Raw genomic sequence first — 25317 nt, 5'->3', positions numbered from 1 at the left:
ATGGCCGACATCGTGCTGGACAAGGTGAGCAAGCGGTTCCCGGACGGGACCACCGCGGTGCGGGACGTCGACCTGGAGATCGCCGACGGCGAGTTCGTGATCCTGGTCGGCCCGTCGGGCTGCGGAAAGTCCACCACCCTGAACATGATCGCCGGGTTGGAGGACATCAGCTCCGGTGAGCTGCGCATCGGCGGCGAGCGGGTGAACGACAAGGCGCCCCGGGAGCGGGACATCGCCATGGTCTTCCAGTCGTACGCGCTCTACCCGAACATGACCGTGCGGGAGAACATGGCGTTCCCCCTGCGGCTGGCGAAGCTGGACAAGGAGACCATCAACCAGAAGGTCGACGAGGCGGCAAAGGTGCTGGAGCTGACCGCGCTGCTGGACCGCAAACCGGCCAACCTCTCCGGTGGGCAGCGGCAGCGGGTGGCGATGGGCCGGGCGATCGTACGCCAGCCCAAGGCGTTCCTGATGGACGAGCCGCTGTCCAACCTGGATGCCAAGCTGCGGGTGCAGATGCGCACGGTGGTGTCCCGGCTGCAGAAGCAGCTCGGCACCACCACCGTCTACGTCACCCACGACCAGACCGAGGCGATGACCCTCGGCGACCGGGTGGTGATCATGCGGGGCGGCGCGGTGCAGCAGGTCGGCCCGCCGCAGGAGCTCTACGACCACCCACGCAACCTGTTCGTGGCCGGGTTCATCGGCTCGCCGTCGATGAACTTCCTGCACGCCGCGGTCGCCGACGGCCGGCTGCGGACCGCGCTTGGCGATGTGCCGATCGGGGACCGGATCCGCCGCCAGCTCGACGGTGCCGACGCGCCCCGGGAACTGATCCTCGGCATCCGACCCGAGCACTTCGAGGACGCCGAGCTGCTGGACGAGGAGACCCGCCGCCGGGGCATGGAGTTCGACGCTCCCGTCGAGATCGTCGAGTCGATGGGCTCCGACAAGTACGTCTACTTCACGGTCGAGGGGGAGCGGGCCACCGCCGCCGAGCTGGAGGAGCTGGCCGCCGACGCCGGCGCGGCCGACTTCAGCGGCGCGGGATCGAACCTGGTCACCCGGCTCTCCGCCGAGTCGCCGGTACGCGAGGGCGAGCAGCGCCGGGTCTGGTTCAACCTGGAAAAGATCCACCTGTTCGACCCGGCCAGCGGCCGGAACCTCACCCTGCACGAGGGTCGGGCGGCAGGCGCGCTGGCCGACTGACCGTAGCCGAAGGCCAGGGCCGGGGGCGACGTCAGCCCCCGGCTCTCGGCTTCTGCCCCCGGTCCTCGGCTCCTGGCCCCGGTCCTGGGCTTCCGGCCGGTCCTCGGTCGCTTGCCCCCGCGCCCTCCCTCGCGCCGGTCAGCGGTTGTCGCCGCTGCCGCCCAGCACGCCCCGGCTCTGGCGGCTGGCGACCTTGGCCAGGTTGGCCGTCGCGATGTCGTCCAGCGACAGGTCGAGATAGTCCGCGAGCACCGCCAGGTACCAGAGCACGTCGCCGAGCTCCTTTGCGATGTCGGCCCGGTCGATCCGCGACTCGTCGCTGTCGTGGTCGCGCACCCACTTCTTGAACTTCTCGGCGATCTCACCGGACTCGCCGACCAGCCCGAGCACCAGGTGGAGCAGCTCGTTCGCCCGGTCGCGCGGAGCGGCGGTACGCAGGGCGCCACGCTGATAGTCATTCAGATCCACGGCGGACCAGTATGTCCGACCCTTCTCACCCGACCGCCGGACCCCGCCACGGCGGCATGACGCGCGCACCCCCACCCGGTCCGACACGTGCCGACGACTACCAAATGTAATCGCCCTGCACGCCCGACCGGGTGGGCGGTGCGCCGCCTTTGCTCTGCAGCCATCGGCGCAGCATGCAACGGAGCGTGAGCGCTGCGTCCGTGGCTGCAGAGCAAAGGCGGCGACCAGGGTAGGGATCGGTTCGCTGGCGGGCCAAGGAAACACCAGGTCAAAGGCGTGCGGGCGGAAACGGCGGGGAAGGCCTACCTCGACCACCGGTGACGCTCAGTGATGCACCGTCCCTAGTAGGCCCGGAGCGGCAGTCGTCACCAAGAGTTGCGGAGCGGCAGGCCCAGGTAATCGGCGTAGGTGGCCAGGGCGGACTCCACCCGGGACCGCAGGGCCGCGTCGAACGGGGTCAGCGGCTGGACGGTGACCGTGACGGCACGCTTCCCGACCGTCCGCTTCCAGATGCCCACCACCCGGCCGCCGCGTACCACGGTCGACTGGAAGATCCCGTTGTTGCCGGGGACCACGGCGTTGGCGTGCGCCGGGTCGAGCATCAGCGAGCGGTCCCGGAAGCCGAGCAGATATTCGTCGAAGCCGGGCAGCGTGTGTACGTCGTCGACCGGCTCGGGTGGGGCGTCCAGCAGCGTGGCGTCGACCACCGCCGCCACACCGTCGACCTCGACCGGAGCCAGCGCGTCACCGGCCACCGCGAAGCCACGGCGGGCGTCGGTCACGGTGAGCCCGGTCCACCGGGCCAGATCGTGCGCGGTGACCGGGCCGTGGCTGCGCACATAGCGCCGCGCCAGGATGCCGAGCGCCTCGTCGCGCTCCGGCCGGTGCGGCTCGGGCACCCACTCGTCCAGCAGGGCGAACGTCTGCTCCTTGCCCACCTGGGGGGCGATGCAGGTGACACCGCGCTGACTCGCGTACCAGAGCAGGTGGTAGCCCCGCTGACCGCCGGTGTCCAGGCCGGCGGCGCGGAGCACGTCCAGGCATTCGGCGCGGGTCAGCCGGCCCCCGCCGGCCAGGGCGGCACCGAGCACGTCGGCGGCCCGGTCGGCGTCGGCCGCGGTGAGGCCGAGCTGGGCCTGCCGGGTTGCGGCCGAGGCCAGCATCCGCACGCCGGTCACCGCGAGCATCCAGTGGGCGTCGCGGGACGGTACGAGATGCACGGTGCCGCGCATCGGCCAGGTCCGCAGCGCCTCCCGCCGCTCCAGCGCCGCGCGCACATCCGCCTGGGTGCGCCCGGGCAGGCGTACGCCGAGCGACCACTCGCCGCTCGCCACGTCCTGGGCCTGCATGGCGCCGAACCACTCGACCACCTCGGCCACCCCGCCCGGACGCGCCACCGGGTGCGGGCGAAGCAGCAGGCTGGTCATCCGCAGCGCCAGCGCCTCGGCGCCGGTGAGGCGTACGGTCACGAGCGGCCCTTCGTCGGCGGTGGACGGCCAGCATAGATCGCCGGTACGACGACGTGCGGTCCGCCGACAACCGGGCCGGGCGGGCATCGCCCACCCGCCCGGTACGCACGTCGGTCAGCGGTTCCGGCGTGCCCGCTCCGGCACGTCGGCGTCCACCAGTTCCCGGCGGACCTGCGCGTTGACCGGCTGCTCCTCGACGACCTCGTCCTTGGTCAGCCGGACCCGCTCGACCGGGACCTGCTCCTTGCCGACCACCGGACGCTCGGCGCGCAGCTCCATCTCGCGCTGCTCCTCGCCGATCTCCGCCCGGGCGGCACCCCGGTCGGCCTCGCTGACCGGCTCGTGCACCACGGTCACCTCGTCGTGCTCGACCGGAACACTCGTCTGCACGTTCTCGGTCACCACCCGCTTGTTCAGGCGGGCCGTGCCGGCCGGCTCGCTCTCGGTGCCGACCCGCAGTCGCTCCTCGGACCGGGTCACCTCCGGCGCGCCCGGCATCCGCTGAGGCGGCTGCGCGGCCTGCTCCCCGAGCTGGTAGTGCTGGTACAGCTGGGTGAGCTGATCCACGCTGAGCGGCTGGTCGGTGCCGGTCTCGACGGCCGGGGCGCTGCGGACGGTCGCCTTGTCGTACGGCACCTGGAGCGGGCCGTCCGGCTGCATCCGGGCCGCCTGGAGCGGAGCCATCTGCTCACGGTGGCCCATCACCCCGGTCTTCACGCTGACCCAGGTCGCCTCCCCGGCGGCGTCGGCCCATACCTGGCCCACACTGCCGATCTTGGCGCCCGAGCGGTCCTGGACGTCCTGTCCGTACAGCGAACGCACCTGCTGCTCGGTCAGTCGCATGGTTCGTCCTTCCTCTCGTGGGTCACGACCTGAGTCCCCGCCGGTGCGTCGGGCATTCCGCGGAACCGGGACGAATAGGAGGAGGAGCGGCAGCGGTGCCGGAAATGCCCGCCGACGCGACGCATGAAGGCCGCCGGAGCGGGGATGCGCCGCCGGAAACCGGTGCGAGGATTGCGAGGTGTGCTGATGACAGCGTCCAGTGAACCGGCACCGGGTGCCGGCCGAAACGCCGCCACCCGGCCAGCGGCCGGACCCACCCGGGCGAAGACCAGCGCCGCGGCGACGTTCGCGCTCGTGTTCGGGGTGGCGGCCCTGCTCAGCGTGCTCACCGCGATCCTGGCCTCGGTCGGGCTGGTGCTCGGGATCATCGGCGTCATCCTGGGCATCGTCGGGCTGCGGATGAGCCAGCGCCCGGGAGTCACCGGGCGGGGCGTGGCGATCGGTGGCCTGGTGCTCAGCGTCCTGGCGGTGCTGCTCGGGCTCGCCCTCGCCGCCGGCATCAGCACGTTCGTCAACAACAAGCAGGCGGTGGACCGGCTGGAGAAGCGGGTCAGCGACCTGCGGGACAAGCTCGACTGAGCGTCGCTGGGGGAGAGAGCCCCTGATCGCGCTACGCCAGCCGCGTTGCCGGCGGAGCGCGATCCCCCGTTCAGGTGCCCCGGTGCAGGGGCGGCGGCTGTGCCGGCACCGGTGCGAACAGGATCCCCGGTGCCGGCGACCCAGGCGGCGCTTCCCTCCGGAACTTGCGCAAATCTTGAGCCCCGACAAGTGATTGACAGCGGTGCGCGGCCGGCCTGGCACCGGCCCCGTTTGCCCAGGCAGCCACCGGGTAGGCGTCGGCGCTGACCGACACCGAGGAGGACACGTCTGATGGATGGCCAGGTCAAGGCCGCGGTGATCTACTACAGCGCGACCGGAATCACGTACCAGATGGCGCAGGCGGCGGTCGAGGCCGCCGGCGAGGCCGGGGCCGAGGTACGCCTGCGCAAGGTCCGCGAGCTGGCGCCCGACGAGGCGATCCGGTCCAACTCGGGTTGGCAGGCGCACCGCCTGGAGACGCAGGACGTGATGGAGGCCCAGCCGGACGACCTGTCCTGGGCCGACGTGGTGATCATGGGATCGCCCACCCGGTACGGAATGGTCGCGGCGCAGCTCAAGCAGTTCATCGACACCACCGGCCCGCTCTGGGCCCAGGGCGCGCTGGCCAACAAGGTCTACAGCGGCTTCACCTCGACAGCGACCTCGCACGGCGGCCAGGAGGCCACCCTGCTCTCGCTGTACACGATCTTCTACCACTGGGGCGGCATCGTGGTCACCCCCGGCTACACCGACCCCAGCCAGTTCGTCGCCGGCAACCCGTACGGCGCCTCGCACACCAGCAACAACGGGGAGATCGCCCCGGACCACCTGGCCCTCGGCGCCACCGCGCTCACGGCCAAGCGGGCGGTGCAGATGGGTGCCGCGCTGAAGCGGGGCCTGGCCGGCTGAGCGTGACGTGGCGACCGGTGGTTCGGACGAGGGCTCTCGAACCCGCCCGAACCACCGGTCACCGCATGCCCTACCCGCGATCGTCCGATCCATGCCCGGTGAGCGCCGGTCGGGCGAGAAGATGGCCGAGCAGCTCCGCCAGCACCGCCATCCCGTCCCGGCTGAGCACCGACTCCGGGTGGAACTGCACGCCCGCGAAACCGGACCCGCGCAGCGCGTGCACCGACCCGTCCACCGGGTCGCGGGACAGCTCCACCGGCCCGTACGGGCCGGCCAGCCGGTCCACCCCGGCGCGGGCCGTGAAGCTGGAGTAGAAGCCGACCCGGCGGGGCGTGCCGAAGAGCGTCACCTCCCGCTGCAACCCCTGGTAGGGCGCGTCCCGGCGGTCCAGCCGCAAGCCGAGCAGGCCGGCGAGCAGCTGGTGGCCCAGGCAGACCGCGAGGGTCGGCCGGGCCGCCGCCAGCAGCTCGGCCAGCAGCGCGCGCAGGGTCGCCATCTTCGGGTCGGCCAGGTCGTTCGGGTCACCCGGGCCGGGGCCGACCACCACGAGGTCGTACCCGCCGACCGGGCCGGGACGGTGCCAGTCGCGGCGCCGTACGCTCAACCCGAGCGCACCGAGCTGGTGGGCGAGCATCCCGGTGAAGGTGTCCTCGCCGTCCACGATCAGCGCCCGCCGGCCGGCCAGCCCCGGCAGCGCGGTCGCGCCCGGGGTGCGCTGGTCCAGCCAGAACCGGGCCAGCGGCGCGTTGCGGGCGGCCAGCGCGGCGTGTACCTGCGGGTCCTCGGCCAGCGGCGGGGCCGGCGCCCGGTGCGGCGTGGCCGGGCCGGTGCCCCGGTCGTCCGCCGGGGCCTGCGGGCCGAGCCCGAACGCGGCCAGCACGCCCGCCGCCTTCGCGTGCGTCTCGGCCACCTCGCCGGCGGCGGTGGAGTGCCGGACCAGGGTGGCCCCGACCGGCACCCGCAGCTCGCCGGCGGGGGAGAGCTCGGCGGTGCGGATCAGGATCGGCGCGTCCAGGGTCTGCCGGCCCTCGGCGTCCCGGCCGAGCAGGGCGAGCACCCCGGCGTAGTAGCGGCGGCCGGTCCGTTCGTGCCGGGCGATCACCCGGCAGGCGTTCTCCATCGGGCTGCCGGTCACGGTCGGGGCGAACATGGTTTCCCGCAGCACCTCCCGCACGTCGCGGGAACCGCGGCCGGCGAGCAGGTACTCGGTGTGCGTCAGGTGGGCCATCTCCTTCAGGTACGGCCCGACCACCTGGCCGCCGTGCTCGGCGACGGTCGCCATCATCTTCAGTTCCTCGTCGAGCACCATGTACAGCTCCTCGACCTCCTTGTCGTCGTGCAGGAAGTCGAGCAGGGCCGCCCGGTCGGCCGCCGCGCCGCTGTGCCGGAAGGTGCCGCTGATCGGGTTCATCATCACCAGGCCGTCGTCCACGCTGACGTGCCGTTCCGGGCTCGCCCCGACCAGCGTCCGGGTGCCCGTGTGCACCACGAAGGTCCAGTACGCCCCACGCTCGCCGAGCAGCAGCCGGCGCAGCGCGGCCAGGGCCGCCCGCAGCGGCTCGCCGGCCACGGTGGCCCGCAGCGTGCGGTGGATGACGAAGTTGGCGCCCGCGCCCCCGCCGATCTCCTCGGCCAGCACCCGGCCGACGACCTCGGCGTACTCGGCGTCGGAGATGTCGAAGGCGGCGTCGCGGGTCACCACCGGCTGGTCCGGCAGCGCGGCCACCACCTCGTCGAGCGGGATCCGCCGGTGCCGGGCGACCGTCAGGTACTCCATCGGCGTGCCGTCGTCGACGCAGGCGAAACCGCGTTCGGCGACCTGTCGGTACGGGACCAGGGCCAGCGTGTGCGGCCCCGGACCGCCCTCGGGCAGCGGCAGCTCGGCGAGCCGGTCGGCGGTGCGTACCGGGCCGGTGAACAGGTCGACGTGGTCGGCGCCTTCGCGGCGGACGAGGGCGAACGGGCCGGGGTCGCGGCCGGCCGCGACGGCGGCGAGCGGGTCGTGCGGGCGGGTCATCGGGTCTCCTCGGTGGGCCGGAGGCCGCCGATGGGGCGACCCGGTGCACCGGGATGGACCGGCGGCCGCCTCGTCGGGCGGCCGCGTGGGGAAGCTACGCGCGGGGGTGGGCCGCCGGGTCGGCGGGCCACCAGCAGGACAGGTGCGCGGGCATGACGATCACTGTACGCGAGCCGACCCTGCCGGGGAACCCGATCGACGCGTCCGGGGCACACGGATCTTGGCTTCACCGCCCGTCCCGGCGGGTAGGTTGACCGGCGATGGACATTCTCGCGGTGGATCTGGGCACCTCATCGGTACGGGGACTCGTGCTCGACGAGGGCTGCGCCCCGCGTCCCGGCGCGCTCGCCCGCCGCAAGGTGCACCTGAGCACCGGCGAGGACGGCACCGGCACCCTGGACGGCCCCGGCTACCTGGCCAGTCTCTTCGAGTGCCTGGACGAGCTGGCCGCCGGCGGGCACCTGCACGACGTCGAGCTGGTCGCGCTCTCCGCGCAGTGGCACTCGGTGCTGCCGCTGGGCGTCGACGGCGCCCCGCTCGGCCCGGTGCTGACCTGGTTGGACACCCGCCCCGCGCCGGCCGGTGGGCCCGGGCCGGCCGATGCCGACGCGTTCCACCAGCGCACCGGCACCTGGTGGCACCGCTGCTACTGGACGGTGCGGCTGCCCTGGCTGCGGCAGCGGTGCGGATCCCGGGTGGACCGGTTCGTGGGGCTGGTCGAGTACGTCCTCGGCGCGCTGCTCGACGAGGCGCCGATGTCCATGTCGATGGCCTCCGGCACCGGGCTGCTGGACCTGCGCCGGATCGTCTGGGACGCCGAGGCGACCGAGCTGGCCGGCGTACATCCGGCGGAGCTGCCGGCGGTGGCCCCGCAGGGCTGGCAGGGGCGGCTCCGCCGCGAGCATGCCCGCCGCTGGCCGGCGCTGGCCCGGGCCAACTGGTGCGCCCCGGTCGGTGACGGGGCCGCCTCCAACGTCGGTTCCGGCTGCGTCGACCCGTCCCGCGCGGCAGTCACGGTGGGCACCTCCGCAGCGGTACGCCTGCTCCAGGCGGTACCGGCCGGGGCCGAGCTGCCACCGCTCGCCGCCGAGCTGTGGCGCTACCGGGTCGACGACGAGTACGTGGTGACCGGGGCGGCGTACTCCAGCGGGGGGAATCTGTACGCCTGGGCGCGGCGGGAGCTGCGGTTGCCCGAGGGCGCCGAGCTGGAGGCGGCGCTGGCCGGGGCGGCCCGGCGCCGGCACATCCGGGTCAACCCGCGGTTCGGCGGTGACCGGCCGCCCGGCCTCGCGCCCGCCGGCTCGGGGGAGCTGGCCGGGCTCACCTTCGGCAGCACCGCCGTGGACATCCTCGCCGGGCTGATGACCGGGCTGTGCGGGATCATCGCCGACGACCTGGCCGTGCTGGAGACGGGCGCCGCGGGTCCGACCGAGGTGGTGCTGGGTGGCGGCGCCATGGCCGGCTCCGCCTGGTGGCGGGCCGCGTTCGTCCAGGCCTTGGCCCCGCGCAGCGTGTGCTACCAGCGCAACCCGGAGGTCGGCGCGATCGGCGCGGCGCTGGTGGCCACGGGCCGGATCGCCACCGCGGCGGGCATCGACGGGATCGGCCGGACGGACGAGCCCGATCCACCGAACACCGTAGGCGGGGCCCGGCCGGGCTGACTTTCCTGGTCGCGGGGGTCGGGCAGCCGTTGACACCGCCCGGTGGCCTGGTTGGATGGAGCCCGCTCCCCGTCGCGCGGGAGTCGTGGGGGACCGAGGAGGCAGGTGTGGAGGGAGGCGCCGAGCCGGCTCGTGGGCCGGCTGCGTCGCGCCGTCGTCCGGCCGGGGACCGGCCGGCGGCGACCCGCCGATCCGCCTTCCGGTTGCGGGACTGGCGGATGGGCACCAAGCTCGCCACGGTGCTGGTCATCCCGTCCGTCGCCTTCCTGGTGCTGGCCGGCGTGCAGACCACTGCGCTGGTCGGGCGGACCACGGCGCTGAGCACGTTCGCCCAGCAGGTCGGCATCGGCCGGCAGATCACCACCGCGGTGGACCGGCTCCAGCAGGAGCGGGACCGGGCCGCCGGTGAGCTGGCGGCGCTGCGCGACGCGATCGCCGCCGGTGAGCGGTTCGCGGCGGTCGCCGCGCTGAAGCCGTTGCAGGCGGCGTCCGACCGGGCGATGGCCGAGCTGCGCGAGGCCGCCGAGCCGCTCGCCGGGGCCAGCGCCTCCTGGCGGGTCGCGTACCAGGAGGTGCTGGAGGCGTACGACCAGGTCGCCTACATCCGGGCCGCGATCGCGCCGGCGGTGCTCAGCAGCGACACCATCCTCAGCAACTACCACCGCGCGGTGGCGGCGCTGCTCAACCTGCTGGCCGAGCCGTCGCCCGGTGACGACCAGCGGGCGCTCACCGACGCGGTGCTGCGCTACGTGCAGCTGTCCCGGGTCAAGGAACTCTCCTCCCGGATCCGGGCCGAGCTCTACGCGGCCGCCCGCGGCGGCCGGTACGAGGCCGACGACCAGGTGACCCTGACCGACCTGCGCGCCCAGCAGCTCACCGCGCTGGGCGCGTTCCGGGTCGCGGCCACCACCGAGCAGGTCCGCCGCTACGACCAGACGTCGGTGGACCCGGCGTTCGTGGCGGCCACCAAGCTGGAGGAGAATAGCCTGCCCACCGGCACCGCGGCGCCGGCGGTGCTGCCCGCGCCGCAGTGGTGGGCGGCCAGCGAGCAGCGCCAGGAGCTGTTGCGCCAGCTCGAGGGGGAGGTTCTCGGCGACGCGGTCCGCCAGGCCGACGACGCCAGCGCCGGCCAGCTGCGGGACACCCTGCTGGTGCTGGGCGGCATCGTGGCGGTGCTGCTGGTCGCCGTGCTGATCTCTCTGCTGGTGGGCCGCTCCATCGCCCGCTCGATGCGGCTGCTGCGCAGCCAGGCGCTGCGCATCGCGCAGGTCGAACTGCCGCACACCCTGCACCGGCTGCGGGTGGTGGACCGCCCGGTGGGCGCGATCGAGGTGGCGCCGGCGGTGGTCACCTCCCGCGACGAGCTGGGCGAGCTGGCCGAGGCGTTCGTGGCGGTGCACCGCAGCGCCGTCGACGTGGCGGTGGAGCAGGCGATGATGCGGCGCAACGTCAACGCCATGTTCGTCAACCTGGCCCGGCGCAGCCAGGTGCTGGTCGAGCGGCAGCTCGAACTCCTCGACGACCTGGAGCGCGAGGAGAGCGACCCGGAGCAGTTGGAGAACCTGTTCAAGCTCGACCACCTGGCCGCCCGGATGCGGCGCAACGACGAGAGCCTGCTGGTGCTCGCCGGCAGCGAGTCCAGCCGCCGGTGGAACCGTCCGGTCGGGCTGGGAGCGGTGCTGCTCGCCGCGAGCGCCGAGATCGAGCAGTACCAGCGGGTGCGCCACGAGGCGCCGGCCGACCTGCACGTGCGCGGGCACGCCGTCGGTGACCTGGTGCACCTCTTCGCCGAGCTGCTGGAGAACGCCACCGCTTTCTCCCGCCCCGACACGATGGTCCGGGTGGCCACCCGCGCCGAGGGGGCGGGCGCGCTGGTGGAGATCACCGACCAAGGGCTCGGGATGAGCCCGTCGGCGCTGGCGGAGGCGAACGCGGTGCTGGCCGAGCCGCCCGCGGCGGACGTGGCCGCCTCGGAACGGATGGGGCTGTTCGTGGTCGGCCACCTCGGCGCCCGGCACCGCCTCCAGGTGTGGTTGCGCTCCGGCGGGGAGGGCCTGGTGGCGGCGGTCCGGATCCCCGCCGAGCTGCTGGCCCCGGCGCCGCCCGACGGCGCGGACCAGCCGGCCGCGCGGCGGAGGCTGACCAGCCAGGTGGCCGCGGCGTCCGGGGCCGGCCCGTTGCGGGCCGCGACCACCGAGCTTCCGGTGGCCGGCCGCAGTCCCGCGCATCCGCCGGCCGGGCTGCCGGCCGGCGGCCGGGGGCGGCCCTCGACCGGGGGGCCGCCGGCGCGTCCGCTGCCGCTGGGGGCGCCCGCCGGGGCGGCGCCGGCCGTGCCCCGCCAGGTGCGCCCGATGCCGGTACGGGCCGAGGACGTGCTCAGCCCGGCGGCCGGTGCGGCGCGCGGCGGCGGTTGGTTTTCCCGCCAGGGACCGTCGAGTTCGGTGCTCGGCGTGACGCCGCCGCCGGCCGCGACGCCGGTCACCGGTGGGACCAACGCGCGGGGCCTGCCGGTCCGGGTACCGATGGCGCAGCTCGCCGCGGTCACCGAGGCGGGGCCGGCGAGCCGGTCGGCGCCGCGCCAGGACCTGGACCCGGACGCGGTCGGCGGCATGCTCTCCCGCTACTACAGCGGGGTGCGGCGGGCCGAGGCCGAGGAGACCACCGTGATGTACCTGCCGCGCGACGAAGGGGGACGACAACAGTGACGACGTTGAGCCAGGAGGCAGGTGACCTGAGCTGGCTGGTGAACGCGTTCGCCGAGCGGGTCCCCGGGGTGGCCCACGCCGTGGTGGTCTCCTCCGACGGACTGTTGGTGGCGATCTCCGCGCATCTGCCGCGCGATCACGCGGACAAGCTCGCGGCGGTGACCTCGGGGCTGATGAGCATCACCGCCGGCGCGGCGCAGATGTTCGACGGGGACGTCGTCAAGCAGACGGTGGTCGAGATGGGCCGCGGCTATTTCCTGGTCATGCAGATCCGGGACGGGTCGATCCTGGCCACCCTGGCCGCCGCGGACGCCGATGTCGGCGTGGTCGGCTACGAGATGGCCCGGCTGGCGAAGCAGGCCGGCGAGATGCTCACCCCGGCGTTGCGGGCGGAACTCCAGCAGGCGCTGCCCCGCTGAGCGGGGCGCGCCCGGCCGGCGCCGTAGCGTCCCGGCCGGGCCGCCCGCCGGTGTGGCCAGGCCCTACAGGCCGTTCTTGCGGATGACGTCGCGGTACCAGTGGGCGCTGCGCTTGAGCACCCGCCGCTGGCTCGGGTAGTCGACGTAGACCAGGCCCCAGCGCTGCTCGTAGCCCTCGGCCCACTCGAAGTTGTCCAGCAGCGACCAGACGTGGTAGCTCTCCAACGGCACGCCGTCGCGGATCGCCCGGTGGGCGGCGGCGAAGTGGTCGCGGAGGAAGTCGATCCGGCCCTGGTCGTCCACGGTGCCGTCGGCGGCGAGGGTGTCCGGGCAGGGCAGGCCGTTCTCGGTGATGGTGATCGGGAGCCGGCCGTAGTCGCGGGTGACCCGGGTGAGGATGTCGTACATCCCGTCGGGGTAGATCTGCTGCCATTCGGCCTCGGAGGTCGGCCACTTGCGCACCGTGTCGCGCTGGGCGGTCACGTAGAGAGGCGTGTAGTACTGCACCGCGAGCAGGTCGACCGGGCTAGAGATGATCTTGAGGTCGCCGTCCCGGATGCCCTTGGCCATCCGGCTGTCCGCGCCCAGGTCGGCCAGCACGTCCTGCGGGTACGCGCCCTTGAGGATCGAGTCCAGGTAGAGGCGGTTCTCGTAGCCGTCGTGCAGCCGGGTGGCGGCGGCCGCCTCGGTGGTGTCGTCGGCCGGGTAGCAGGGGTGCAGGTTCAACGCCGGACCGATGCGCACCTTCGTCCCGCCGGCGCGCAGCGCCTGGACGGCGAGACCGTGGGCGAGCTGGAGGTGGTGGGCGACCAGGTACGCCGCCTCCGGGTCCTGCCGGCCGGGCGCGTGGTGCCCCCAGATGTAGCCGTTCTGCACCACGGTCTTCGGCTCGTTGATGGTCAGCCAGACCGGCACCCGGTCGCCCAGGGCGCGGAACACGGCCTCGGCGTAGTCGCCGAACCGGTCGGCGGTGTCCCGGTTCTCCCAGCCGCCGTCGTCCTGCAACGCCTGGGGCAGGTCCCAGTGGAACAGGGTGGCCATCGGCGCGATGCCCCGCTCGTGCAGCCCGTCCACCAGCCGTCGGTAGAAGTCGAGGCCGCGCTGGTTGGGCTTGCCGGTGCCGTCGGCCTGGATCCGTGGCCAGGAGATGGAGAAGCGGTAGCTGCGCAGGCCCAGGTCGCGCATGAGGTCGAGGTCGGCGGCGTACCGGTGGTAGTGGTCGGCGGCCACGTCGCCGGTGTCGCCGTTGCGGGTGCGGCCGGGGGTGTGGCTGAAGGTGTCCCAGACCGATTCGCCCCGGCCGTCCTCCTTGGCCGCGCCCTCGATCTGGTAGGCGGAGGTGGCCGCGCCCCAGCCGAAGCCGGTCGGGAAGCGCACGGCCCCCCGGCCGGTGTCCGCGCTGTCCGTGTCCCGGTCCGGGGTGTCGTCGCAGCCGGCGGTGGTGGCGGTGGCGGCGAGCCCGGTCGCGGCGGCGCCGGTGAGCCCGGCGCGGGCCGCGCCGGCGGCGGTCGCGGAGAGCGCGGCGCGGCGGAGCAGGCGCCGTCGGGTGAGTAGCGACATGTGTTCTCCTCGCAATGGGTGGCCGCCCCGACGGGCCGGGAGCGCTCCCATCATAGGTCAGGAGCGGCCGGCCGGGTCCCCGTGGGCGGGCCGGCGCAGCAGCGAGGCCCGGCCGGTCGGGCGGCCGGGATGGGGTGGGCGGGGTTGTCGCTCGGGGGCGGGCGAGCGGCGAAGGTTGGGGCAGATAGCGAAGGAGGCCGGCCGGGTGGCGCGTCACGCCTGTCCCGTCGGCCTCTTTTCCCGTCGACAACGGGGGTTTAGTGTGGGGACGGGGGAGGGCAACCCCCGTCCCCACCTGTGATGCACACACGCACGTGTGGAATTGGCGTCCTTCGTGCGTGTCGCGCGGGAGCCGGGCCACGCGAGTGGCTCTGGTTCCACCTCCCTCCATGTCGGTGGGCGATGGCTGACGGCGGCGTCCGGGCTGGCCCGCCGTCAGCCCTTTGGGCTTGGCGCGCCGGGCACGTGTGTACCCGGCGATCTGGTACTTGCATCTCCGTCGATGGAAGCGCTCCCACCGGCGATGCTTGCGACTGTAACGCCCGTCACGGCTTTGTGAAAGCCCCTAAACGAGATCGAAACATCGACCTGGGTGTCTGCGCTGGCCGTTGTGGTGGGAGCGCTTCCATGGCACACTCTCCAATCAACCGCGACGCGGAGCCAGCTCGCGCGAGCGAGGGCCGCCGAGGGCACCCGGTGCAACCGGTGCGGCGCCCCCGATCCCCGGCACGGCCGGGTCGACCACCTTTCCGGGCGCCTCCGTCCCCCCGCGTACGCCCCGTCGACGCGTGGAGGCGCTCCGCCGGGGCTCCGGTCCCGGCCTGGTCCGAGGAGACACCGCGCACATGAGACTCATGGCCAGACGTCGCCGAACGGCGATGGTCGCCGCCATCACCCTCGCCATCGGCGGGGTGACCCTGCCGGCCGGCGCCGCGCAGGCCGCACCCGCCTGCGACGTGACGTACGCGACGAACGACTGGGGCACGGGCTTCACCGCCAACGTGACCATCAAGAACCTGGGCGACGCCGTCAACGCCTGGACGCTCAAGTTCGCCTTCCCGAACAGCAGCCAGCGGGTCACCCAGGGCTGGTCGGCGAAGTGGAGCCAGTCCGGCAGCGAGGTGACCGCCACCAACGAGTCGTGGAACGGCAGCCTCGGCACGGGCGCCTCCACCACCATCGGCTTCAACGGCAGCTACTCCGGTAGCAACCCGAAGCCGGCCTCGTTCACGCTCAACGGGGTGACCTGCAACGGCACCTCGGCCAACCAGCCGCCGACGGTCTCGCTCGGCGTGCCCACCGGGCCCTTCGAGGCCCCCGCCGACGTGCCGCTGACGGCCACCGCCAGCGACCCGGACGGCACCATCAGCAAGGTCGAGTTCTACCGCAACGGCCTGCTGGTCAACACCGACACCAGCGCCCCCTACGCCTACACGCTGGAGGACCTGCCGGCCGGCAGCTACACCGTGCAGGCCAAGGCGTACGACAACGCCAACGGCATCGGCGTCGCCGAGAAGTCGTTCACCGTCAACCCGGCCTCCGGACCGGTGCTGGTGGCGACCCCCTCGGCGGTCAGCGTCAGCGAGGGCGGCACCTCGTCGGTGAAGTTCACCCTCAGCGCCGCGCCGACCAGCAACGTCGCGGTCTCCCTCGCCCTCAGCGGGGACAGCGACATCACCGTGTCGCCGAGCACGCTGACCCTGACGCCGAGCAACTGGAGCAGTGGGGTCAGCGCCACCGTCGCCGCCGCGGAGGACGCCGACACCGTCGGCGGCACCGCCACGCTCACCGCCTCGGCCACCGGGTTCGCGCCGGTCGCGGTCACCGTCACCGAGGTCGACAACGACGTGCCGGGCGGGGACAACGCCTACATCAAGAAGTTCCTCGACCAGTACGGCAAGATCAAGAACTCGGGCTACTTCAGCCCCGAGGGCGTGCCGTACCACTCGATCGAGACGCTGATCGTGGAGGCGCCCGACTACGGCCACGAGACCACCTCGGAGGCGTTCAGCTTCTGGATCTGGCTGGAGGCGCAGTACGGCCGGGTCACCCAGAACTGGGCCCCGTTCAACAACGCCTGGACGGTGATGGAGAAGTACATCATCCCGTCGCACGCCGACCAGGCCACGGCCGGCGCCGCGGGCACCCCGCAGTACGCGGCCGAGCACAACCTGCCCAGCCAGTACCCGTCGGCCCTGGAGCCGAACGTGCCGGTCGGCCAGGACCCGCTCCGCTCCGAGCTGCAGTCCACCTACGGCACCGGTGACATCTACGGCATGCACTGGCTGCTCGACGTGGACAACACCTACGGCTACGGCCACTGCGGCGACGGCACCACCCGGCCGGCGTACATCAACACCTTCCAGCGGGGCACCCAGGAGTCGGTGTGGGAGACCGTGCCGCAGCCGTCCTGCGACACGTTCAAGCACGGCGGCCAGTACGGCTACCTCGACCTGTTCGTCAAGGAGTCCAGCGCCCCGGCCAAGCAGTGGAAGTACACCGACGCCCCGGACGCCGACGCCCGCGCCGTGCAGGCCGCGTACTGGGCGCTGACCTGGGCCAAGGCGCAGGGCAAGCAGGCCGACGTCGCGGCCACCGTGGCCAAGGCCGCCAAGATGGGCGACTACCTGCGGTACGCGATGTTCGACAAGTACTTCAAGAAGATCGGCAACTGCGTGGGCGCGTCCACCTGCCCGGCCGGCAGCGGTCGCGACTCGGCGCACTACCTGCTCTCCTGGTACTACGCCTGGGGTGGCGCGTACGACACCTCGCAGAACTGGTCGTGGCGGATCGGCTCCAGCCACAGCCACTTCGGCTACCAGAACCCGTTCGCGGCCTGGGCGCTGACCAACGTGGCCGAGCTCAAGCCGAAGTCGCCGACGGCCACGTCGGACTGGCAGAAGAGCCTCGACCGGCAGCTGGAGTTCTACACCTGGCTCCAGTCGGCCGAGGGTGGCATCGCCGGCGGCGCCACCAACAGCTGGGACGGCAGCTACGCCCAGCCGCCGTCGGGCACCGCCACCTTCTACGGCATGTTCTATGACGTCGACCCGGTCTACAACGACCCGCCGTCCAACCAGTGGTTCGGCATGCAGGCCTGGTCGATGCAGCGGATCGCCGAGCTGTACCTGGAGACCGGCAACGCCAAGGCCAAGGCGCTGCTGGACAAGTGGGTGCCGTGGGCCATCGCCAACACCACCACCGGCACCAACTGGTCGATCCCGTCGGACATGAAGTGGACCGGCCAGCCCAACAACTGGAACCCGTCCAGCCCGCAGCCGAACACCAACCTGCACGTCGAGGTGACGGTGAAGGGCCAGGACGTCGGCGTGGCCGCCGCCTACGCCCGGACCCTCATCGCGTACGCCGCGAAGTCCGGCAACGCGGCGGCGAAGACCACCGCCAAGGGCCTGCTGGACGCGCTGTCCGCCGCCGCTGACGCCAAGGGCGTCTCGATGCCGGAGTCGCGTGGCGACTACCGGCGCTTCGACGACGTCTACAACGCCACCGACGGGCAGGGTCTCTACATCCCCTCCGGCTGGTCCGGGAAGATGCCGAACGGCGACGCCATCGCCCCCGGCAAGAGCTTCCTGGACATCCGGTCGTTCTACAAGAACGACCCGGACTGGCCGAAGGTGCAGGCGTACCTCAACGGGGGTGCGGAGCCGGTCTTCAACTACCACCGGTTCTGGGCCCAGGCGGACGTCGCGATGGCGTACGCCGACTACGGCACCTACTTCCCGAACGGGTGAGGTGACGCTTCCGCCACGGGCGGGCGGCTTGCGCCCGTGGCGGAGGCCGGCCGGGCACAGGGGGAACGGAGTGCCCGGTCGGCCGACGGCCTGATTCCCACGGTCAGGCCGGGTGGGCCGGCCGTCCGGATGACGCAGCGGACGGACCGGCCCACCCTCATGTCCGGAGACGAACGTGCCGCGAAAAAAGGTGGCGAAATTCCGCCCGTCACGGGATCACACAGCGGCCGGGAACGGAGTAACGTACGTCATCGGAGAGGCCGCTCCCCCCGTGGCGGCCTCTCTTTACTTTGCCGCCTCTCCTTACCGTTGCGGCCTCTCCCTACGTGGCGGCCGCTGCCTACTTGTCCGGCGCGGCGTCCGCAGCGGACGGTGCCACCGGGTGCCGCAGCCCCGGATGTCCGGCCGGCAGCGCACGGCGGATCACCACCCAGCTCACCGCCAGCGCGGCGGCGACCAGCGGCCAGGTCAACGCCACCCGGGCGACCACCAGCGCGAGCACCTGACCGCCCAGCCAGAGCGGCACGAACACCGCCACCCGCAGCAGGTAGGTCGCCGCCCACACCCAACTGCCCCGGGCGTACGCGCGCAGCAGGGCGGGGTCGCGCCGCCACCGGGTCCGCTGTCCCAACGCCGCGCCGACCACCACGCCGAGCAGCGGCCAGCGCACCACGATGCTGACCGCCCAGGCGAGCGCGCTGGCCGCGTTGGAGACCAGTTGCACCAGGAAGAAGTCGGCGGCCCGGCCGGTGCGCAGCGCGATCAGCGCGGCCACGCAGACGGCGAGCAGACCGATCAGCACCGCCCGGGGCCGGTCCCCGCGGCGCAACCGCCAGCCGGCCAGCGCCGCGGCGGCCAGCACCGCCGCCACCACACCGCCCCACAGCCCGGCGAGCAGCCAGCCGACGGCGAACGCCACCGGCGGCAGGGTCGCGTCGACCGTGCCGCGCCGGCCGCCCAGCAGGTCGGCCAGGGACTCGGTGCCCTCCCGCGAGGGGCGCTCGCGCTCCGGCGTACTGGTCACCGCCATCCCCTTTCACCGGTCCGGCCCAACCTACTAAGAACTCCCAGCCCAGCTGAGTATGGGCTCGTCCTCGGTGATCAGGCCGACTCCGACGCCCCGGTGGATCGTCGAGGGCGGCCACGTCCCGGGGGCGATCGCCCTCCGGCACCGGTTCGACGACGAGCTCGGCCAGATCGGCTACGGCGTGCGGCCGTCCGCGGGCCCGCACCTGCGCCCGGCCGCCCGCCGGAACCCCACTCAGGCACCTGCGGCCGGGAGGCGCGACGCGGCCCAGCAGCATGGGATCAGGACCGGTCGGCCGGCGACGGCGGCCCGACGAGCGGCGGACCCGAGCGGCCGTTACGGTGTGCGGGTGCGCGAGACGGCGAGGGGTTGGACGGCGGTCTGGCTGGTCCTGCTGGCACTGGTCCAGGCGACCGCGTTGCTGCTGGTGTGGCGCTTCGCCGTGCACACCCGCACCGGCCAGTGGCTGGACACGGTGGCGTTGACCGGCAACCGGATCGGCCAGGACCGCATCGACGGCCCGGTGGACAGCCTCCTCAACGCCATGTCGGTGGTGTCGCTGCTGGTGGCGACCGCGGTGATCGGCTTCATCGCGCTGATCCGGGGCCGCAAGACGCTCGCGGTCACCGCCACCCTGCTGATCGCCGGGGCGAACGTGAGCACCCAACTGCTCAAGCACTACCTGGTCCGCCCCGACTTCGGCATCGACCCGGAGCGCGCGGTGGCCGGCAACAGCCTGCCCAGCGGGCACACGGCGGTCGCCGCCTCGGTGGCGATCGCGCTCATCCTGGTGCTGCCGCCGAAGGTGCGGGTGCTCGGCGCGTTCCTCGGCGCCGGGTACGCGGCCGCCGCCGGCGTGGCCACCCTCTCCGCCGGCTGGCACCGGCCCAGCGACGCGGTCGCCGCGTTCCTCCTGGTCGGCGGCTGGGCGGCGGTGGGCGGCCTGGTGCTGCTGTTCTTCCAGCGGGACCGGGCCGAGATCTCCCCGGCCGACGCGCACCGGCTGGCCGCCGCGCTGCTCGGCCTGGTCGGCGTGCTCGCGCTGGCCGCCTGCGGGCTCGCCCTCGCCTGGCTCACCGCGTACTCCGGCACTCCCGCCGCCGAGCTGGGCCGCCGTCCGCTCTTCATCGGGTACGCGGGCAGCGCGGCCGGCATCGCCGGCACGATGGCGCTGGTGGCCGCGCTGGTCCTCGCGGTGGTGCACCGGCTGGTGCCCCGCTACAAGGGCTGACGCCGGTCACCGGTAGTAGGTGCCCACCGTGGTGCCGCTGGCGATCTCCCGGCCCTTCAGCGCCTGGTGCACGTCGGTCGCCCTGGGTGCGCCGGGCAGTTCCAGCGGCCGGTTCAGCGCGTAGAGGCGGAAGAAGTAGCGGTGCGGGTCCTCGCCCTGCGGCGGCAGCGGCCCGCTCCACCCGGTCTCCCCGAAGCTGTTCGGCCACTCCTGGCCCCCGGGCGGCACCCCGCCCTCGGGCACCTCGCCGGACTCCGGGGCGATCCCGGTGACCAGCCAGTGCAGGAACGGCTCCTTGCCGGCGTCCGGATCCTCGACGAGCAGGACCAGTTCCTCCGCGGCGTCCGGCACGTCCGCCCACTGCAACGGCGGCGAGACGTTCCCGCCGTCCTTGGCGAACCGCCCGGGCAGCAGGTCGTGGTCGGTGAACGCGGTGCTGCGCAGCATGATGCCGGCCATTCGGCGCCCCCTCTCCTCGTCGCCCGGCGCGTACCCGGCCGCCCGGCGACGAAACGGCGGTGGCAGGCTGGGCGGCCGGGTACGGACCGGACGGGGAGGACGGCATGGACACGGTGCGCGCGGCGTTCCGGGACGAGTGCGGACGGCTTGAGGAGGTGCTGGGCGGCCTGGCCGACGGGGACCTCGACCGGCCCACGCCCTGCCCGCCGTGGACGGTGCGGGACCTGCTCGCGCACGTACGCACCGGCGCCGGCCGGCTGGTGGACATGCTCGCCGCGCCGGCCCCCGAGCGGGCGGAGGTGGACGCCTCCGGCTACTTCGGGGCGGCCAAGTTCGCCCCGGAGGTCGACCGGGACCGGATCGACGGCGCCCGGCGGGAGGCGCACGCGCTGCCCGGCGTACCGGAGGTGGCGGCGGGTTTCGCGCGGGCCTGGCGGGCCACCGACGCGGCCGTCGCCGGGCAGCCGCCGGGGCGGCTGGTGCGGACCCGGCACGGCGACGCGATGACGCTCACCGAGTTCCTGCGTACCCGGGTGGTGGAGGTCGCGGTGCACGGCCTGGACCTGGCCGACGCGCTGGGCCGGCCGCCCTGGCTGACTCCCACCGCCGCGGCGGTCGTGGCGGACCTACTCACCGGCGGCTCGCCGGCGCCGCGCGGCGGCGCACCGACCCGGCCCGGCCGGGCGCTCCCCGACGGGCTCGGCTGGGACGCGCTCACCCTGGTCCGCAAGGCCACCGGCCGGTCGGCGCTCACCGACCGGGAGCGGGCGCTGGTCGACCGGTCCGGCGTCCGCTGGCTGTCCTTCGGCGGCTGACGGCCGCCCGTCAGCCGGGCGGCCCGGAGCACGGCTGGCCGCCGCTGGTCCGGCGGAACGGCCCGCGGCGCGGCTGGCCGCCGGCGGTCAGGCGGCGCTGGCCTGCGCGGCGACGCGGCGTAGGTGGTCCAGGACGACCGGGTCGATCCGGCCGGGAAGGATCCGCTCCTCCAGGTTCTCCACGCCGCCCCAGGAGGCGAGCGCGTCGTCCAGTCCGGGCGCGCCGACCGGGTGCCCGGCGGCGGCCAGCAGCGCGGACACCTCCTCGGCGACCGGGCCGGTGAGCGGGAGCAGGGTGGCCGGGTCCTGCTCGCCGAAGAGCAGCTGATGGATGTCGAGCAGCCGACCCAGCTCGGCGACCGGATCCCGGTGGTCGTCGACCCGCAGGTCGACCAGCTCGTCGCCGGTGCCGCCGTAGCCGCCGCCGCGCCGCACCACGAGCAGCGCGGCGCTCTGCCGGCCGCGCCGGTCGCCGCCGGCCCGGTCACCGGCGGCCAGCGCGGCCAGCAGCCGCTGCGGGAAGGGCAGTTCGGTGCCGGCCAGCCAGGCGTCGCGGAGCGCGTCGACGACCTCCGGCCCGGTCAGGATGTTGCCCTGCGCCGCCCAGCCGTCGCCGGACTGGCCGCCGGCCCACGGGTGGCAGCGCGGACCCGTCCAGGTGGCCCCGTCGCCGGTCGTGCCGACCACGCCGAGCTGCCGGTCGTCGCGGCCGGGGTCGGCGGCGACCAGGCCGGCCACCACGTCGGCCGCCGCGACGCCGGTGCGCAGCAGGGCCAGCCCCTGCGCCCGGTACGCCAGGTTGGCGTGGGCCTGGGAGGCCACCGCGCCCACCTGCGCCGCGGCGGCCGGGACCAGTGCCCCGGCGGCGAGGAACTTGCTGGCCACGGCGACGCCGTGCACGAGTCCGTCGGCCGAGCGGGCGACGATCGAGAAGGTCACCCGCGGATGGTATCGCCGCCGGGTCAGAACGGTGGGGCGGCCGGTTCGGGTGGGTGGCCCTGGGCGCGCCGGGCGTCGGCCACCGCCACCGCGAGCAGCACCAGGGGAGCGGCCACCGCCGCGACCAGCGGCGGGCCGGGGCGCAGCACCGGCGCGATCACCACCAGGACGAGGATCGCGATCCACCGGGACCGGGACACCCGGCCGAACACCTCGTACTCGAAGCGGGCCCGGCCGGCCAGGAACAGCGCCGGACCGCCGAGGATCATGGCGAGCCAGCCGACCTGGTTGTGTCCGGTGGGGTGTTCGTTGACCAGCTCGTAGCCGATCGCGGTGGACACCACCCCGATCACCATCACCAGGTGGGTGTCGGCGGCGGACCGGCCGATGGTGGCCGGGTGCGCCGCCCGGGTGACCGCCTCGCCGAGGATCTGCCCGGCCCGCTGCACGTAGATCCGCCACAGCAGCACGGAGGTGAGCAGCGCCGCGGCGAACGCGGCGGTCCGGGGCACGCTGGCCGCGTCCCGGCTGTACGACACCCCGGCGATGAGGATCGTCTCGCCGAGCGCCACCAGGAAGAACTGCTGGTAGCGCTCGGCCAGGTGCTCGCCGTGGATGTCCCAGCGCGAGACGGTCGACCGGCCCAGCCCGGGCACCGGCCAGCCGAACCGGGCCCCCAGATACTGCAGCAGCAGCGCCAGCGTCCAGAGCGTCACCCGGGCCGTGGTGGGCAGCAGCGCGCCGACCAGCCAGAGCACCCCGGTCGTGCCGAAGATGATCAGCATGCGTAGCTTGAGCCGGCGGTGCCGCAGCCGGCGCAGCGTGAGCAACAGGATGCCCGGCCGGCTCACCTGCACCACCACGTACGCGACGGCGAAGGCCAGCCCGGCGGAGCTGAAGGCGCGGGGGATGGCCACCCCCATCACCATGCTGCCCACCAGGGCCGTGATGACGATGACCTGCAGCCAGATGTGGTACGGGTCGTACCGGCTGGTGGTCCACGCGGTGCCCTGCCAGACCGACCAGAGCGCGAGCAGGAGCAGCAGCGTCTTGCCGCCGCCGGTCAGCGCCGTCCAGCCGGTCTTGCCCCCTTCCAGCGCGAGGTCCTCGAACGCGCGCGCGGAGATCCGGGTCAGCGCGAAGACGAACACCAGGTCGAAGAAGAGCTCCAGGAACGTGGCCCGGTTCGGGCCCTGCTCGGGCCCGGCCAGGACGGCCGGTTCCGGAGTCCTCACCGCCGCCGCCCGACCCGGGTGCACTTCACCTGGCAGTCGTAGCACTCTTTCCGGATTTATCGGGCGCTTATCCTCCGGATCGACCCGATCCGGATCTTGCTCGGGTCGGCCGTGACCGGGCACGATCGACCGGTGACGAATCGATGGGGCATGACCGTACCGCTGAGCGGCATCCCGCTCGCCGACCACGCCGCCGTCTACGCGGCCCTGGACCGGGCCGGCTTCACCGACGTGTGGTCCTCGGAGGTCGCCGGCGCCGACGCGTTCACCCCGCTGGCGCTCGCCGCGGCCTGGCAGCCCCGGCTGCGCCTCGGCACGGCCATCGCCCCGGTCTTCACCCGGGGCCCGGGGCTGCTCGCGATGAGCGCGGCCGCCCTCGCCGAGGCCGCGCCGGGGCGCTTCGCGCTCGGCATCGGTGCCTCCTCGCCCGTGCTGGTCCGCGACTGGAACGCGGTCCGCTTCGACGAGCCGTTCAAGCGGACCCGCGACGTGCTGCGCTTCCTGCGCGCCGCGCTGCGCGGCGAGACCGTCGACGAGGTGTACGACACCTTCACCGTCCGCCGGTTCACCCTGGAACGCCCGCCGGCCGTGCCCCCGCCGGTGCTGGTGGCCGCGCTGCGCCCCGGCATGCTGCGGCTCGCCGCCGCCGAGGCCGACGGAGTGATCCTCAACTGGCTCGCCGCCGACGACGTGCCGACCGCCCTCGCCGAGCTGGGCGAGCGCCGACCCGGATTCGAGGTCGCCGCGCGGATCTTCGTCTGCCCGACCGAGGACGCCGAGCACGCCCGGGCGCTGGGCCGTCGGCTGATCACCGGCTACCTGACCGTGCCGGCGTACGCGGCCTTCCACCGCTGGCTCGGCCGCACCCAGCTCGACCCGATGTGGGAGAAATGGGCGGCCGGGGACCGGCGGGGCGCCGCCGCGGCCGTACCGGACGAGGTGGTCGACGCGCTGGTGCTGCACGGCACGCCCGAGGACTGCGCCGCGCAGGTCCGCCGGTACGCCGAGCACGGGGTGGACGTGCCGGTGCTGGCGGTGCTGCCCACCCCGGAGCTGACCGCCGGCGGGGCGGCGGCGCTGTCGGCGCTGCTGCCCCGGCTCGGGCCGCGCACCGGCGCCGCAGGGGAGTCGAGGTGAACCTCACCGACCGGGTCGTGGTGATCACCGGCGGGGCCGGCGGCATCGGCTCGGCGCTGGGCCGCCGGTTCGCGGCCGAGGGCGCCGCCGCCGTCGTCCTGGCCGACCTGGACGCCGACGCGGCACGCGCCGCGGCCGAGCGGATCGGCCCGGTCGCGCACGGCGTCGCGCTGGACGTCACCGACGGCGCGCAGGTGCGCGCCCTGGTCGAGGAGACCGAGCGGCGGCACGGGCGGATCGACCTGTTCTGCGCCAACGCCGGCGTGGCCACCGGCGGGGGAGTGGACGCCCCCGACGCCGACTGGGAACGGGCCTGGCAGGTGAACGTGCTGGCCCACGTGCACACGGCCCGGGCCGTGCTGCCGGCGATGCTCCGGCGCGGCCAGGGCTACCTGCTCTTCACCTGCTCGGCGGCGGGCGTACTGACCGCCGTGGGCGACGCCCCGTACACCGCGACCAAGCACGCCGCCGTCGGCTTCGCCGAATGGCTCGCCATCACCTACCGGGACGCCGGCATCAAGGTCAGCGCGCTCTGCCCGCAGGGCGTGGACACCCCGATGCTCGCCGACGGCCTCGCCGCCGGGCAGCTGGGCGCCCGGGTGATCGCCGCCTCCGGCGCGGTGCTCACCCCCGACCAGGTGGCCGAGGCCACCGTCGCCGGGCTCGCCGAGGAGCGTTTCCTCATCCTGCCCCACCCGGAGGTCGCCGGGTACGCGCGCCGCCGGGCCGAGGACCCCGACGGCTGGCAGGCCGGCCTGCGCAAGCTGGTCCGCAAACTGCGCGCCGCCGGTCAGTAGGAGTCCCCGCCCCCGCTCCCGCCGTCGAAGCCGCCCCCGCCGTCGAAGCCGCCACCGAGGTGGGCGGCGTCGCCGACGACGGGGAG

At 74.0% G+C, this 25317-nt stretch carries 20 protein-coding genes; 11 read left to right on the top strand and 9 right to left on the bottom strand.

Annotated features, from left to right (window positions below; genetic code table 11):
* Positions 1–1209: an ABC transporter ATP-binding protein gene (locus LQ51_RS13880; protein WP_046565875.1), complete on the top strand. Its 1209-nt coding sequence runs from the start codon at positions 1–3 to the stop codon at positions 1207–1209.
* A 138-nt stretch (positions 1210–1347) separates the two neighbouring features.
* On the opposite strand, the gene LQ51_RS13875 is transcribed toward LQ51_RS13880, so the two are convergent.
* From LQ51_RS13875 to LQ51_RS13865, 3 genes are all read right to left on the bottom strand, one after another.
* Entirely contained in the window at positions 1348–1677 is a 330-nt protein-coding gene (locus LQ51_RS13875) for a nucleoside triphosphate pyrophosphohydrolase family protein (RefSeq protein ID WP_046565873.1), read from the bottom strand.
* A gap of 365 nt (positions 1678–2042) precedes the next feature.
* On the bottom strand, positions 2043–3146 hold the full coding sequence (locus tag LQ51_RS13870; protein ID WP_046565872.1) for a winged helix DNA-binding domain-containing protein: 1104 nt from the start codon (positions 3144–3146) through the stop codon (positions 2043–2045).
* A 114-nt stretch (positions 3147–3260) separates the two neighbouring features.
* Positions 3261–3989: a YsnF/AvaK domain-containing protein gene (locus LQ51_RS13865; protein ID WP_046565870.1), complete on the bottom strand. Its 729-nt coding sequence runs from the start codon at positions 3987–3989 to the stop codon at positions 3261–3263.
* Between the two features lie 186 nt (positions 3990–4175).
* Between LQ51_RS13865 and LQ51_RS13860 the strand changes: the two genes are divergently transcribed.
* Entirely contained in the window at positions 4176–4568 is a 393-nt protein-coding gene (locus tag LQ51_RS13860; RefSeq protein WP_046565906.1) for a DUF4190 domain-containing protein, read from the top strand.
* 291 nt (positions 4569–4859) lie between these two features.
* Positions 4860–5477, top strand: a complete 618-nt coding sequence (gene wrbA / locus LQ51_RS13855) for an NAD(P)H:quinone oxidoreductase (protein ID WP_046565868.1) — start codon at positions 4860–4862, stop codon at positions 5475–5477.
* 70 nt (positions 5478–5547) lie between these two features.
* Here wrbA and LQ51_RS13850 read toward each other — a convergent pair whose 3' ends face one another.
* Complete coding sequence (locus LQ51_RS13850) at positions 5548–7494, bottom strand: chorismate-binding protein (RefSeq protein WP_046565866.1); 1947 nt, start codon at positions 7492–7494, stop codon at positions 5548–5550.
* Positions 7495–7754: 260 nt separating this feature from the next.
* Between LQ51_RS13850 and LQ51_RS13845 the strand changes: the two genes are divergently transcribed.
* From LQ51_RS13845 to LQ51_RS13835, 3 genes are all read left to right on the top strand, one after another.
* Positions 7755–9155, top strand: a complete 1401-nt coding sequence (locus tag LQ51_RS13845; protein ID WP_046565865.1) for an FGGY family carbohydrate kinase — start codon at positions 7755–7757, stop codon at positions 9153–9155.
* A gap of 218 nt (positions 9156–9373) precedes the next feature.
* A complete protein-coding gene (locus LQ51_RS13840) occupies positions 9374–11860 on the top strand; it encodes a sensor histidine kinase (protein WP_231605743.1) in 2487 nt (828 codons plus the stop codon).
* 5 nt (positions 11861–11865) lie between these two features.
* Positions 11866–12279 carry a roadblock/LC7 domain-containing protein gene (locus LQ51_RS13835; protein ID WP_197087705.1) on the top strand — a complete coding sequence of 138 codons (414 nt, stop codon included), beginning with the start codon at positions 11866–11868 and terminating at the stop codon, positions 12277–12279.
* Between the two features lie 63 nt (positions 12280–12342).
* Here the strand turns inward: LQ51_RS13835 and LQ51_RS13830 are convergent, their stop codons facing one another.
* The gene (locus LQ51_RS13830; RefSeq protein ID WP_046565862.1) at positions 12343–13839 is read right to left on the bottom strand and encodes a GH1 family beta-glucosidase; all 1497 of its coding nucleotides are present in this window, start codon (positions 13837–13839) and stop codon (positions 12343–12345) included.
* Positions 13840–14693: 854 nt separating this feature from the next.
* Here LQ51_RS13830 and LQ51_RS13825 point away from each other — a divergent pair.
* Complete coding sequence (locus LQ51_RS13825; protein ID WP_197087707.1) at positions 14694–17591, top strand: glycoside hydrolase family 48 protein; 2898 nt, start codon at positions 14694–14696, stop codon at positions 17589–17591.
* A gap of 340 nt (positions 17592–17931) precedes the next feature.
* Here the strand turns inward: LQ51_RS13825 and LQ51_RS13820 are convergent, their stop codons facing one another.
* Complete coding sequence (locus tag LQ51_RS13820; RefSeq protein ID WP_082159416.1) at positions 17932–18615, bottom strand: DUF3159 domain-containing protein; 684 nt, start codon at positions 18613–18615, stop codon at positions 17932–17934.
* Between the two features lie 346 nt (positions 18616–18961).
* Between LQ51_RS13820 and LQ51_RS13815 the strand changes: the two genes are divergently transcribed.
* Positions 18962–19849, top strand: a complete 888-nt coding sequence (locus LQ51_RS13815) for a phosphatase PAP2 family protein (protein ID WP_046565903.1) — start codon at positions 18962–18964, stop codon at positions 19847–19849.
* A gap of 6 nt (positions 19850–19855) precedes the next feature.
* Here LQ51_RS13815 and LQ51_RS13810 read toward each other — a convergent pair whose 3' ends face one another.
* Positions 19856–20308, bottom strand: a complete 453-nt coding sequence (locus LQ51_RS13810; protein WP_046565858.1) for a YbhB/YbcL family Raf kinase inhibitor-like protein — start codon at positions 20306–20308, stop codon at positions 19856–19858.
* A 104-nt stretch (positions 20309–20412) separates the two neighbouring features.
* Here LQ51_RS13810 and LQ51_RS13805 point away from each other — a divergent pair, with 104 nt between their 5' ends.
* On the top strand, positions 20413–21123 hold the full coding sequence (locus LQ51_RS13805) for a maleylpyruvate isomerase family mycothiol-dependent enzyme (RefSeq protein WP_046565901.1): 711 nt from the start codon (positions 20413–20415) through the stop codon (positions 21121–21123).
* Between the two features lie 87 nt (positions 21124–21210).
* Here the strand turns inward: LQ51_RS13805 and LQ51_RS13800 are convergent, their stop codons facing one another.
* Both LQ51_RS13800 and LQ51_RS13795 read right to left on the bottom strand, forming a co-directional pair.
* Positions 21211–22062 carry a DUF1028 domain-containing protein gene (locus LQ51_RS13800; protein WP_046565856.1) on the bottom strand — a complete coding sequence of 284 codons (852 nt, stop codon included), beginning with the start codon at positions 22060–22062 and terminating at the stop codon, positions 21211–21213.
* Between the two features lie 23 nt (positions 22063–22085).
* Positions 22086–23297 (bottom strand): low temperature requirement protein A, encoded by a 1212-nt coding sequence (locus tag LQ51_RS13795; RefSeq protein WP_046565899.1) that lies wholly within the window; start codon positions 23295–23297, stop codon positions 22086–22088.
* 150 nt (positions 23298–23447) lie between these two features.
* Between LQ51_RS13795 and LQ51_RS13790 the strand changes: the two genes are divergently transcribed.
* Both LQ51_RS13790 and LQ51_RS13785 read left to right on the top strand, forming a co-directional pair.
* On the top strand, positions 23448–24434 hold the full coding sequence (locus LQ51_RS13790) for an LLM class F420-dependent oxidoreductase (RefSeq protein WP_046565854.1): 987 nt from the start codon (positions 23448–23450) through the stop codon (positions 24432–24434).
* Positions 24431–25231, top strand: coding sequence for an SDR family oxidoreductase (locus LQ51_RS13785; protein WP_046565853.1), 801 nt, complete (start codon positions 24431–24433; stop codon positions 25229–25231). Before LQ51_RS13790 ends, LQ51_RS13785 begins: the two co-directional genes overlap by 4 nt.
* Positions 25232–25317: the final 86 nt, after the last annotated feature.

The sequence above is a fragment of the Micromonospora sp. HK10 genome (genome assembly GCF_000982955.1).
Classification (GTDB): domain Bacteria; phylum Actinomycetota; class Actinomycetes; order Mycobacteriales; family Micromonosporaceae; genus Micromonospora.
This window is presented reverse-complemented; position numbering and strand designations above follow the sequence as displayed.

What these genes read in the sequence shown, in the direction of transcription:
- LQ51_RS13880 (WP_046565875.1), top strand. Translation starts at nt 1, where the DNA reads ATGGCCGACATCGTGCTGGACAAGGTGAGCAAGCGGTTCCCGGACGGG.
- LQ51_RS13865 (WP_046565870.1), bottom strand. Translation starts at nt 3,989, where the DNA reads ATGCGACTGACCGAGCAGCAGGTGCGTTCGCTGTACGGACAGGACGTC.
- LQ51_RS13860 (WP_046565906.1), top strand. Translation starts at nt 4,176, where the DNA reads ATGACAGCGTCCAGTGAACCGGCACCGGGTGCCGGCCGAAACGCCGCC.
- wrbA (WP_046565868.1), top strand. Translation starts at nt 4,860, where the DNA reads ATGGATGGCCAGGTCAAGGCCGCGGTGATCTACTACAGCGCGACCGGA.
- LQ51_RS13850 (WP_046565866.1), bottom strand. Translation starts at nt 7,494, where the DNA reads ATGACCCGCCCGCACGACCCGCTCGCCGCCGTCGCGGCCGGCCGCGAC.
- LQ51_RS13845 (WP_046565865.1), top strand. Translation starts at nt 7,755, where the DNA reads ATGGACATTCTCGCGGTGGATCTGGGCACCTCATCGGTACGGGGACTC.
- LQ51_RS13840 (WP_231605743.1), top strand. Translation starts at nt 9,374, where the DNA reads ATGGGCACCAAGCTCGCCACGGTGCTGGTCATCCCGTCCGTCGCCTTC.
- LQ51_RS13830 (WP_046565862.1), bottom strand. Translation starts at nt 13,839, where the DNA reads ATGTCGCTACTCACCCGACGGCGCCTGCTCCGCCGCGCCGCGCTCTCC.
- LQ51_RS13825 (WP_197087707.1), top strand. Translation starts at nt 14,694, where the DNA reads ATGGCCAGACGTCGCCGAACGGCGATGGTCGCCGCCATCACCCTCGCC.
- LQ51_RS13810 (WP_046565858.1), bottom strand. Translation starts at nt 20,308, where the DNA reads ATGGCCGGCATCATGCTGCGCAGCACCGCGTTCACCGACCACGACCTG.
- LQ51_RS13805 (WP_046565901.1), top strand. Translation starts at nt 20,413, where the DNA reads ATGGACACGGTGCGCGCGGCGTTCCGGGACGAGTGCGGACGGCTTGAG.
- LQ51_RS13790 (WP_046565854.1), top strand. Translation starts at nt 23,448, where the DNA reads ATGACCGTACCGCTGAGCGGCATCCCGCTCGCCGACCACGCCGCCGTC.